This window comes from Deltaproteobacteria bacterium (assembly GCA_023382265.1).
Taxonomy (GTDB): Bacteria; JAMCPX01; JAMCPX01; order JAMCPX01; family JAMCPX01; genus JAMCPX01.
The window spans coordinates 20663-31151 of sequence record JAMCPX010000019.1; the positions used below are offsets into that span (position 1 = coordinate 20663).

At 39.1% G+C, this 10489-nt stretch carries 14 protein-coding genes and 1 tRNA gene; 2 read left to right on the forward strand and 13 right to left on the reverse strand.

The features are described from left to right. Positions 1 to 106: 106 nt before the first annotated feature. On the forward strand, positions 107 to 427 hold the full coding sequence (locus M1381_03930; GenBank protein ID MCL4478235.1) for a hypothetical protein: 321 nt from the start codon (positions 107 to 109) through the stop codon (positions 425 to 427). A 448-nt stretch (positions 428 to 875) separates the two neighbouring features. Continuing rightward, positions 876 to 1127: a tyrosine-type recombinase/integrase gene (locus tag M1381_03935; protein MCL4478236.1), complete on the forward strand. Its 252-nt coding sequence runs from the start codon at positions 876 to 878 to the stop codon at positions 1125 to 1127. A 15-nt stretch (positions 1128 to 1142) separates the two neighbouring features. Here the strand turns inward: M1381_03935 and M1381_03940 are convergent. The 13 genes from M1381_03940 to map all read right to left on the reverse strand — a co-directional run bounded on the left by M1381_03940 (position 1143) and on the right by map (position 10384). Then, a tRNA-Ser gene (locus M1381_03940) sits at positions 1143 to 1229 on the reverse strand. 55 nt (positions 1230 to 1284) lie between these two features. After that, positions 1285 to 2028: an MBL fold metallo-hydrolase gene (locus M1381_03945; GenBank protein MCL4478237.1), complete on the reverse strand. Its 744-nt coding sequence runs from the start codon at positions 2026 to 2028 to the stop codon at positions 1285 to 1287. Further along, on the reverse strand, positions 2021 to 3376 hold the full coding sequence (locus M1381_03950; protein ID MCL4478238.1) for an ABC transporter permease: 1356 nt from the start codon (positions 3374 to 3376) through the stop codon (positions 2021 to 2023). Before M1381_03950 ends, M1381_03945 begins: the two co-directional genes overlap by 8 nt. Positions 3377 to 3381: 5 nt before the next feature. Next, on the reverse strand, positions 3382 to 4854 hold the full coding sequence (gene lysS / locus M1381_03955; protein MCL4478239.1) for a lysine--tRNA ligase: 1473 nt from the start codon (positions 4852 to 4854) through the stop codon (positions 3382 to 3384). Beyond that, a protein-coding gene (gene prfB / locus M1381_03960; protein MCL4478240.1) for a peptide chain release factor 2 occupies positions 4854 to 5964 on the reverse strand; the annotation gives its coding sequence in 2 pieces (ribosomal slippage) (positions 4854 to 5888 and positions 5890 to 5964; 1110 coding nt in all). Before prfB ends, lysS begins: the two co-directional genes overlap by 1 nt. 418 nt (positions 5965 to 6382) lie before the next feature. After that, positions 6383 to 6802, reverse strand: coding sequence for a 50S ribosomal protein L17 (gene rplQ, locus M1381_03965; protein MCL4478241.1), 420 nt, complete (start codon positions 6800 to 6802; stop codon positions 6383 to 6385). 8 nt (positions 6803 to 6810) lie between these two features. Beyond that, positions 6811 to 7815, reverse strand: coding sequence for a DNA-directed RNA polymerase subunit alpha (locus tag M1381_03970; protein ID MCL4478242.1), 1005 nt, complete (start codon positions 7813 to 7815; stop codon positions 6811 to 6813). A gap of 16 nt (positions 7816 to 7831) precedes the next feature. Continuing rightward, positions 7832 to 8461 (reverse strand): 30S ribosomal protein S4, encoded by a 630-nt coding sequence (rpsD, locus tag M1381_03975; GenBank protein MCL4478243.1) that lies wholly within the window; start codon positions 8459 to 8461, stop codon positions 7832 to 7834. Positions 8462 to 8480: 19 nt separating this feature from the next. Then, complete coding sequence (gene rpsK, locus M1381_03980; GenBank protein MCL4478244.1) at positions 8481 to 8867, reverse strand: 30S ribosomal protein S11; 387 nt, start codon at positions 8865 to 8867, stop codon at positions 8481 to 8483. A gap of 12 nt (positions 8868 to 8879) precedes the next feature. Continuing rightward, on the reverse strand, positions 8880 to 9269 hold the full coding sequence (gene rpsM, locus M1381_03985) for a 30S ribosomal protein S13 (GenBank protein MCL4478245.1): 390 nt from the start codon (positions 9267 to 9269) through the stop codon (positions 8880 to 8882). A gap of 9 nt (positions 9270 to 9278) precedes the next feature. After that, entirely contained in the window at positions 9279 to 9392 is a 114-nt protein-coding gene (gene rpmJ / locus M1381_03990; protein MCL4478246.1) for a 50S ribosomal protein L36, read from the reverse strand. 22 nt (positions 9393 to 9414) lie between these two features. Continuing rightward, the gene (gene infA / locus M1381_03995; GenBank protein ID MCL4478247.1) at positions 9415 to 9630 is read right to left on the reverse strand and encodes a translation initiation factor IF-1; all 216 of its coding nucleotides are present in this window, start codon (positions 9628 to 9630) and stop codon (positions 9415 to 9417) included. 1 nt (position 9631) lies between these two features. Beyond that, entirely contained in the window at positions 9632 to 10384 is a 753-nt protein-coding gene (gene map / locus M1381_04000) for a type I methionyl aminopeptidase (GenBank protein MCL4478248.1), read from the reverse strand. Between the last annotated feature and the right edge of the window lie 105 nt (positions 10385 to 10489).

Below are 10489 nucleotides of genomic sequence, written 5' to 3' on the forward strand. Positions count from 1 at the left end.
ACTACATTGAAGTTTTCATAGTATTTCCACCATATTATGGTAAATTGGTTTAACGGGTTACTAATTGAACAAGGGATTTGAGTTTCAGCAAAAGATTAGAATTTAAATGAATAGAAATAAAATAATTAAAATAAGCTATATTGTTAAACTAGTATTGCCTATTATTTTATTTTTAATCTCTATTTCAGGTCTAACACTTTATGATATTTGGCCAAGAGTTTCAATTCAAATTGGGGAATCCTTAAACCCACATAATCCTTTTGAAACACCTTTTATAATTAAAAATGAAGGGAATGCGATGTTAAAACATATTCAATACTTTGTTCTTTTTAAAGAGGTGGATTTGTTAAATAGTACCAAATTAATCAATATTTCAATTATAAGACCCAATGATATCATACCCCAATTAAATGTCTCGGAGATTTAAAGGGCACGAAAAGACGAAATACATAGTTGGTTATGTTAAGCACGAACAGACATGAAATTAACGCTTGTGTGGCTAAAAACGCCGTTTTCAATGCCGGGTTACGGAATACAGCACACATAATAATAAGAGATACGAAGTTATAAAACAGGGCAGAAAGCAGTTGCAACCCCTCCGCAAGTGAGGTAGGGGATCCTTACACGGAATTAACCACTTTCAACGCCTCGAAAGAAGGTTAAATGAGTTTATTGAAAAGAGGCGGCAAGTGGTACGTTAGACTACGGCATAGCGGTCAGGATGTGTGGCGTGCAACAGGTACAACCAATCGTAAGCTTGCGGAGCAAAGGGAGGCCGCAGTTACGTCTTGAGATGGCACAGGGTAGGTTCGGGCTGCAAGATGAAGGGAGCAGGCTGAGTTTTACGGTTTAAACAAGCGAGCAGGAGAGCGGGCTTGAAAGATTTCCGGTTCCACGACTTACGGCATCACTTTGCATCTATGCTGGTTCAGCATGGCATTGACAGATATGTGGTGCAGCGTTTACTCGGACATAAGACAGCAGCAATGACGGAGCGGTATGCGCATCTGGCACCCAATAATATGAGAGGTGGTGTAGAAGTTTTGGATAAGGTTGGCGATGTTGTAGCAAAAACGGTAGCAGGGCAGGTAGAAGGGCAGGTAGAGGGAGGACATGAAGGTATCTAACTACTTGAAAAACAACGGAGGGAGTAGGATTCGAACCCACGATCCACTTGCGTGGATAACGGTTTTCAAGACCGCCGCCATCAACCACTCGGCCATCCCTCCAGAGTATGATTATTGTAAGTTAACAATAAACTTACTAATATAATCAAGATAAATTTCAAACTAATTTATACATTTCTCCCGGCTGCAGCACAACAACGCGTTCACCAATACCTGCATCTTTTGCAGCACTTAATAACCTATTCACAGGCTCGTTCATTGGTTCCATTGCAAGTTTGAATGCACCCCAGTGTATCGGGATCATAACGCCCGCATTAAGATACTCAAAAGCCTTTACGCTGTCTTCCGGTGTCATATGGTGACCAAACTTAGACCATGGTTTATACGCCCCTATTGGAAGTAGTGCAACATTTAGTTTAAAAAGTTTCCCCATTTCTTTGATCTCATCAAACATGCCTGTGTCCCCGGCAAAATATATCTGAAACAAGCTATCTATTACATAGCCCTGATAAAGGCTTTTTAAAAATGGATGTCTGCCTTTAAAGTGGTTTGCAGGTACTGCTACGATCTTTAACCCTTGAGCTGTTGTTTGTTCCCACCACGAAAGACACCTCACATCCTTAAAACCATACCGTTTAAAATAGCGATCAAGACCATGCGGTACTATGACAGTAGCAGCCCGTGGTAATCTTTTTATGGTAGGGATGTCGAGGTGATCATAATGTCCATGCGACACAAGAACAAGATTTACCATATCCAATTGTGATTGATCAATACCTGGTTTATTTCGTCTTCTGATTATCCAGATCCTGTTGCTTAAATTCGGATCTGTAAGTATTACCGTATTCTTTATCGTTATAAGAACAGTAGAATGTCCCCCGTACAGGATACCGTTATTCATACCTCAATACTTCTGCCGGCGGTAATTTAGAAGCCTTGTATGAAGGATAGATAGTCGCAAAAAAACTTATGACTATGGCGGATATCGCCACAAGTATAAATATTTCCGGTTTCATTGTCACTGGAAGCGTATTTATATAATACACGTCCTTTGGCAGAGAAATGAAATGATACTGTTTCAACAGCATACACACGATATAACCGAGCAGCATACCGAGAGCCGTTCCCACGGTCCCGATAACCAATCCCTGATAAACAAATATGCGCATTATGCTTTTACTGGTTGCACCAAGCGCCTTTAGAATTGCAATGTCTTTTGTCTTCTCCACCACATTCATTATCAAACTGCTGACTATGCCCAAAGCTCCGACAAAAATAATAAGCAGGAGTATGATAAACATGACCGTTTTTTCGAGTTTTAATGCTGTGAATAGGTTTCTGTTTGTATTCTCCCAGCTTCTTGCATAATATGGAAAACCAAGTTCGCTCTGTATCAGATGAGCAACCTGCCTTGCTTTAAAGATATTTTTAATCTTTATTTCAAGCCCTGTAACGGTATCACCGGTATTTAAAAACTGCTGCGCATCTTTAAGCGATAGGTATGCAAGCCCTGAATCATACTCATACATGCCTGTAGAAAAAACGCCTACGACTTTAAATTTCTTCATCCTCGGTATCATACCAAGCGGCGTCATTACACCAAGAGGGGATATCACGTTTACGGTGTCCCCGTACTCCACACCAAGATTCTGCGCGAGCTCTTTACCTATAAGAATCCCGCTTATTTTTGCGTTGCTTTCCGGATCTTTGTATGTGCCCAACAGATCCGCCACGTTGCCCTTGATCAGGGTTCTGGAGATATCCGTTACATGTGATACGGTTGAAGGAGAGACCCCCCTTATGACAACGCCCGTAACATTATTGTGCGATGAAAGCATCGCCTGACTATAAATAAAAGGTGTAATACCCATTATCTGATCCGCGAGATCAAGTTTATTGTCCCGCTCAACCTCTTCTGTAAAATGAGACAACTCATTCTTAAATCCTGCTCTATCATCAAAAGGGTATTGTTTTATAATGTCGTTTTTCATACCATTCTTTAAAAAAGAACTTACTTTCTCATAATCATTCATGTTACCGGAAAATTTCAGAACAACTACATTCGCATTGGTTCCAAGTATTTTATTACGCAGATCATCCTCAAATCCTGTCATAACGGACAACACAATGATTAACGCCATTACACCCACAGTTATGCCTATAATCGACAGGAGTGTAATAACGGAAATGAACCTCTGCCGCTTTTTTGATCTTATGTACCTTATGCTTATATCTAACTCATAACTCATAATGATTATTCCTGTTTTTTGAGAAGAGGGAAAAGGATCACATCCCTTATGGATGATGAGTTTGTAAGTAGCATGACGAGTCTGTCAATGCCAATACCCTCTCCTGCCGTTGGAGGTAAGCCTACTCTGAGCGCGTCTATATAGTTTTCGTCCACTTCTTTTACCGCCTCATCGGCATCCACAACCTGCTGTTCAAACCTCTTATGCTGATCTACTGGATCATTTAATTCTGAAAAAGCATTTGCGATTTCCATGCCGGAAATGTATAGCTCAAAGCGATCTGCTATTTCGGGCTGACCGTCATTGCGTCTTGCAAGCGGCGAGACCTCAACCGGAAATTGCGTTACGAATGTTGGGTCTATAAGCGTATCTTCCACCAGCTTGTCGAAAACCTCAAGCTGTATTCCGGCAACGTCCGAACTCTGCTCCACTTTTAAACCATGCTCTGATGCGTATTTAGAAATAATTGTTTTATCTTTTAACCCGTCCAATGATAATCCTGTGCGTGTTGTAAGTGCTTCATAAAAAGTTACCCGTTTAAATGGTGAGATAAGATTAATCCTTTGACTGTTAAATTCTATTTCACCATTCATACCGATCCGTTTTAAAACGTAGCCAAACATATCCTCGGTCATTTTCATGAGATCCTCATAAGTTGCATAAGCATAATAAAATTCAAGCATCGTAAATTCGGGATTGTGTTTTGTAGATATGCCCTCATTCCTGAAATTCCTGTTTATTTCAAATACGCGTTCCATACCGCCAACTATAAGCCTCTTAAGATAAAGCTCCGGAGCTATTCGAAGATAAAGGGGCATGTTCAGTGCATTGTGATATGTTTCAAACGGTTTTGCACTTGCTCCACCTGCAATCGTGTGCATCATGGGTGTCTCAACTTCAATAAACTCAAGGGATTTGAAAAAATCTCTTACGGCATCTATAATCTTTGCACGTGCTACAAATGTCTGCTTAACGTGTTGATTAACAATAAGATCCACATACCTTCTTCTATACCTTATCTCTACATCTTTAAGACCGTGCCATTTTTCCGGAAGTTCAGCGAGCGTTTTATTTAATATATTGAATTTTAATGCCCTGATCGTAAGCTCTCCTGTCTTTGTCTTAAACGGCGTGCCTTGAATCCATACTATGTCTCCCGTATCAAGCAGTTCAAAGGCGGAAAACTCTTTCTCATCCATTTTATTTTTCTGGACATAGGCCTGAATCTTACCCGTCCTGTCATGGATCACTATAAACCCTGCCTTACCAAAACCCCTTATAGCTATTACCCGTCCTGCTATTGATACGGTATCCGTTATTGATTCAAGCTCTTCATGGGTTTTATCATTATAAACATCTAATATCTGCTTATTCGTATGGGTTGGTTTGATAGTATTGGGATAGGGAGAAAAGCCGAGTTGTTTTAACTGTTCAAGTTTTTGCAGCCGCGTCTGATATATAGAATTATCTTCTAACATTATTTTAGCTCCATTTGTTTTAAGAGATATGCTTCAATAAAATCATCGAGCTTTCCGTCGAGAACGGAAAACGGATCATTCGATTGGTAATCCGTCCTGTGATCCTTCACCATTTTATACGGGTGCAGTACATAAGATCTGATCTGGTTGCCCCATGATATGTCTTTTTTACCGGCCTCTACTTTTTCTTTCGCCTGTTCTCTTTTTTTTAGTTCAAGATCGTAAAGCTTGCTTTTAAGCAGAATCATTGCCCTTTCTTTGTTCTGGAATTGAGATCTTTCGCTCTGGCACTGTGCAACGATACCCGTCGGTACGTGTGTTATACGAACAGCGGTCTCCACTTTATTCACGTTCTGACCGCCCTTTCCGCCCGATCTGTATGTATCCATTTTGATATCCTTCTCATCTATCTGTATTTCTATAGACTCATCTACCTCCGGATAAACAAAAACAGATGCGAACGATGTATGCCTTCTCTGATTAGAATCAAACGGCGAAATCCTGACAAGCCTGTGCACCCCGGCTTCTGCCTTCAAATATCCGTAAGCGTACTCACCGCTTATCTCCATTGTTGCATTCTTTATACCGGCCTCCTCTCCATCAAGGTAATCTATTACGGATGCATTAAACCCTCTGGATTCTGCCCACATGCTATACATCCTTAAAAGCATTTTTGACCAATCCTGTGCTTCTGTTCCGCCAGCACCTGAATTGATTACAAGGATCGCATTACCCGCATCCTGTTCATGCTTGAATATCTCTTTTAGTTCAAGATCTCTTATATCCTTAAATAGGGCGTTAACCTCTTTTGAAAGTTGTTCAACATATTCCTGTGAGGATTCATCTTTTATAAGTGTAAGCATGTCTTTAGTATCCGCAAGTTCTGTTTCGAGATTTTTAACCGTATCAGTAAGCTCTTCAAGCCTCGTTTTTTCTCTTAGCAGGTTTGATGCGCGTCTTCTGTCATTCCAAAAATCAGGGGTAGCTATGATAGTTTCAATTTCATTAATGCGTGATTTGACGGCATTAAGATCAAAGATGCCCCCTTATCCGGGTAAATTTATCCTCTGCCTTTTCAAAATCCGTTTTTAACAATTCATAATTAAACATAATTTTATATCTAATCAAAAGCTGTTGAAGAGATCAAGTAATTGATTACAAGTTATCTTCATTGATATTCCAATGAGAGGATACAGAAAGTATAGCATGACCATATCCGCCAAAGGCAGAAACAACTTCTCTTGACTCCCATAAATCTTCGGCTCCATACCAACCACCTATGGAATACTTTTGATTATTTAGAAACGAACTTCGTAAAAACTGACCATGAACTAAAATGTAAATATTTTACCACTCAATCCTATCCTTTTTAATTTCACGACAACAATCTCCATGCCAACCACAAATTGTGCCCCGCTTTACACAGCAGGAGATAAACAAAATCTAAGACGTTTAGAAAAGGAAATCAAAATTAAAAGGAATACATTTCTCTGTTGCATTTTTGTTAAACGCTATTGAGATATTAAGTTTATTCTTGTTTCGATTCCTTTTTTTTCTCTGCTTTACCTTTTTTAGGCTTCTTCTCTTTTACTTCTCTATCAACAAGCTCTATAAAAGACATGGGGGCGTCATCACCTAATCTATTCCTGAACTTTATGATGCGTGTATATCCGCCATTGCGGGTCCTGTACCTTTCTGCAAGCTTACTAAACAATTTAGCAACAGAAGTCTCGTCCCTTAATATTGCAAATGCCCTTCTCCTTGCGTACAGATCACCTCTTTTGCCAAGTGTTATCATACGTTCAACAACCCTTCTAAGCTCCTTTGCCTTTGCAATAGTCGTCTCAATCCTCTCATGAATGATCAAAGATATGGCGAGGTTTTTAAGCAATGCCTTTCTGTGAGAAGGCACTCTCCTGAATTTTCTACCATCTATATTATGCCTCATCGTTTACATTACTCCTTCACTTTATTGTCTTCACCCACATTATCAGTATTCATGCCAAGATGCAATCCAAGCTCTGCAAGTACCTCTTTGATTTCGGTTAATGATTTTTTACCGAAATTTTTCATCTGTAGTATTTCCTGCTCTGTTTTTAAAACAAGCTCACCGATTGTTTTTATATCGGCGTTTTTCAAGCAGTTGGTTGCCCTTACCGAGAACTCAAGGTCATCTATACTCTTATTCATCAAATCGGTAAAATTCTTTTCTTCCTTGGGCAGCTCTTCATGCACAACTTCCAGATTACCATACTCTACCAATTCACCTGTGAATATCGATAACTGATCGGATAGAATATTCGCTGCTGTTTGCAACGCTGTTATAGGTTTTATACTGCCATCAACCCATATTTCTATTATAAGCTTATCGTAATCTATTACCCTGCCAACTCTTGAGTTCCTAACCTGGAAATTCACCCTTCTTACCGGTGAGAATATAGAATCTACCGGTATTGTGCTTACAGGCAGAGCCTCGTCCTTATTTTCCTCCGCCGGGATGTAGCCTCTCCCTACCTTTGCAATCATATCTATATTTAGAACAGCATCTTTACCAAGTGTAGCAATCTTTACTTCAGGATTAAGTATAACCACCTTGTTGTCGGCAATAATATCCTTGGCAGTAATATCAGTTTCACCTTTTGCCCTTATTTTTATTTCTCTTTCTTTTACATCTAAGAGCTTTAATCTGACCGTTTTCAGATTAAGAATTATCTCCATAATATCTTCGTACACACCTGGAATAGTAGAAAACTCGTTTGTTACACCTTCTATATTAACAGATGTTATTGCAGCTCCTTCTATGGACGACAGTAGTATTCGTCTTAAGGTATTGCCGATCGTTGTCCCATACCCTCTCTCAAGAGGTTCAATAGTAAATTTGCTATAAGTACTGGTCTGGGTATTTGTATCTATAATTATACCTTTCGGTTTTACAATGGGTTGTAAACTTCTGTGAGCCATATTTTCCTCCTACGTATTAATGTTTAGAATACAGCTCTACTACAAGCTGTTCCTGGACCAAAATCGATATATCCTGTCTTTCCGGTAGTGTTTTTACAGTTGCCTTAAAAGATACGGGATCGAGTTCCAGCCATCTTGGCACTGCTTGTTTTGCTGAAGAGCTTATTGAAGACTGTACATTAACGTTTGATTTGATTTTTTCTTTAAGTTCTATCGTATTACCTATTCTTACAACAAATGAAGGGATATCCACTTTTTTTCCATCTATTAGTATAAAGCCATGATTAACAAGTTGTCTTGCATTCTTCCTTGATGCAGCAAACCCAAGGCTATAAACAACATTGTCAAGTCTGCGCTCCAGAAGTGATAAAAGACCTTCACCTTTATTGCCTTTCTGTCTTGCCGCAATGCCGTAAAATCGTGAAAACTGCCTTTCGGTAAGTCCATATATTCTTCTCAGTTTTTGTTTTTCTCTTAGCTGCACGCCATACTGCGTAAGCTTGATTTTATTATGCCCGTGCAGACCTGGCGGGAAATTACGTTTTTCTATTTCACATTTATCCGTATAGCATCTGTTTCCTTTAAGAAATAACTTGATGCCTTCTCTTCTGCATAATTTACATACCGATTCAGTATATCTTGACACCTTTACAACCCTCCTTTTATTAAACTCTTCTCTTCTTAGGCGGTCTACAACCATTATGAGGTATAGGGGTTACATCTTTTATAGCAAGTATCCTAACACCCGTTCCCTGCACAGCTCTTATAGCAGATTCTCTACCTGCACCGGGACCCTTTACATATATAATTACATTCTTCATCCCAAGGTCCATAGCTTTTTTTATTGCATCACTCGCAGCAAGCTGGGCTGCATAAGGTGTGCCCTTTTTTGAGCCTTTAAAACCTTTAATTCCAGCACTCGACCATACAATTGAATTACCCTCGGTATCAGTAACCGTAATAATGGTATTATTGAAGGTTGACTGTATATGAATGATGCCGGTTACCGTTATTTTTTTTACTTTCTTTTTTGCTTTCTTTCCTGTAGCCAATTACATTACCTCCTATTTCTTTGCTGTTTCTTTCTTCTTTAAACCGCCGACAGTCTGCCGCCTTGGTCCCTTTCTTGTCCTTGCATTGGTATGAGTACGTTGTCCGCGGACCGGCAAACTTTTTTTGTGTCTTATACCTCTATATGCACCTATTTCAATTAACCTTTTTAAATTATTCTTCTCTTCCCTTCTGAGATCGCCCTCTACCTTGTATTTACTTTCTATGATTCTCCTGATAATTGCCACTTCATCTTCTTTCAGATCTGTTACTTTTCTGTGCCTATCTACCCCGGCTTCTTCAAGAATCTGATTAGACAACGTTTTACCTACTCCATATATATAAGTCAGAGCAATAAATATGTTTTTGTTTTTTGGCAGATCAATACCTGCAACACGAGCCATTAATACCTCCTATCCTTGCCTTTGTTTATGTTTTGGATTCTCACATATAACTCTTACAACACCTTTTCGCCTGATCACTTTACATTTTGGGCATCTAATCTTCACTGAAGGTTTAACCTTCATAAATCCTCCTTGATTAATAACACTATACTCTATATACGATCCTTCCTTTGGTAAGATCATACGGAGATAGCTCTACTGTAACTTTGTCTCCTGCAAGTATTTTTATATAATGCATACGCATTTTACCTGAAATATGTGCAAGCACCTTGTGTCCATTTGCCAGTTGTACTCTGAACATAGCATTTGGAAGCGTCTCTAAAACAGTCCCTTCTACTAAAATAGCATCTTCTTTTGGCATATCAATTTGTCTTCGTCAATATAATACCTTCTTCATAATCAACCGCAATAGTATGCTCAAAATGAGCCGATAAAGAACCGTCAATCGTCCTTGCAGTCCAGCCATCCGGATCAATCTTTACCCCATAACCTCCTGCAGTTATCATAGGCTCTATAGCCAATACCATACCCTTTTCAAGTTTTATACCTTTACCGTGTTCTCCAAAGTTAGGTATTTGCGGATCCTCATGAAGCGAGCTACCAATACCGTGGCCTACAAAATCTCTTACAACTGAAAAGCCTCTCTTCTCAGCATATTCCTGTACGGTACTCGAGATATCGTACAATCTATTACCTACCCTTGCCTCTTTTATTGCAGCATAAAGGGCTTCCTTAGTTGTTCTAACAAGCTTTTCTGCAAGTTCACTAACATTTCCGATACTAACCGTTATTGCAGCATCACCATAGAATCCATCCATATACACTCCAAAGTCAAGACTAACGATATCTCCATCTTTTATAAAGTTTTTCTCCGATGGTATCCCGTGTACAATCTCATCGTTTATGGACACACAGATACTCGCAGGATACCCTCTGTATCCTTTAAAAGCAGGTTTTGCAGACATTTTTTTTATAAGTTTTTCCGACATATTGTCTATATCTTTTGTACTAATACCCGGCTTTGTATTTTTTTCTAACTCCTCTAATATGATTGCCACCACTTTTGATGCTTTTGAGATCTTTTTAATTTCATCGGCGGTTTTTATATTAACCATTGAATACCTTATTAATATGCATGTTTATATCAGACGTTATTGTATCTATTTTACCTTCCGCTTTTATAGAACTCAAAATACCTCTGTTTTTATAATAGTCTATCA

Coding starts and splice junctions, on each gene's coding strand:
- infA (MCL4478247.1), bottom strand. CDS start 9,630: ATGCCAAAAGAAGATGCTATTTTAGTAGAAGGGACTGTTTTAGAGACG.
- lysS (MCL4478239.1), bottom strand. CDS start 4,854: ATGTTAGAAGATAATTCTATATATCAGACGCGGCTGCAAAAACTTGAA.
- rpsM (MCL4478245.1), bottom strand. CDS start 9,269: ATGGCTCGTGTTGCAGGTATTGATCTGCCAAAAAACAAAAACATATTT.
- rplQ (MCL4478241.1), bottom strand. CDS start 6,802: ATGAGGCATAATATAGATGGTAGAAAATTCAGGAGAGTGCCTTCTCAC.
- M1381_03970 (MCL4478242.1), bottom strand. CDS start 7,815: ATGGCTCACAGAAGTTTACAACCCATTGTAAAACCGAAAGGTATAATT.
- map (MCL4478248.1), bottom strand. CDS start 10,384: ATGGTTAATATAAAAACCGCCGATGAAATTAAAAAGATCTCAAAAGCA.
- M1381_03950 (MCL4478238.1), bottom strand. CDS start 3,376: ATGAGTTATGAGTTAGATATAAGCATAAGGTACATAAGATCAAAAAAG.
- M1381_03930 (MCL4478235.1), top strand. CDS start 107: ATGAATAGAAATAAAATAATTAAAATAAGCTATATTGTTAAACTAGTA.
- rpmJ (MCL4478246.1), bottom strand. CDS start 9,392: ATGAAGGTTAAACCTTCAGTGAAGATTAGATGCCCAAAATGTAAAGTG.
- M1381_03945 (MCL4478237.1), bottom strand. CDS start 2,028: ATGAATAACGGTATCCTGTACGGGGGACATTCTACTGTTCTTATAACG.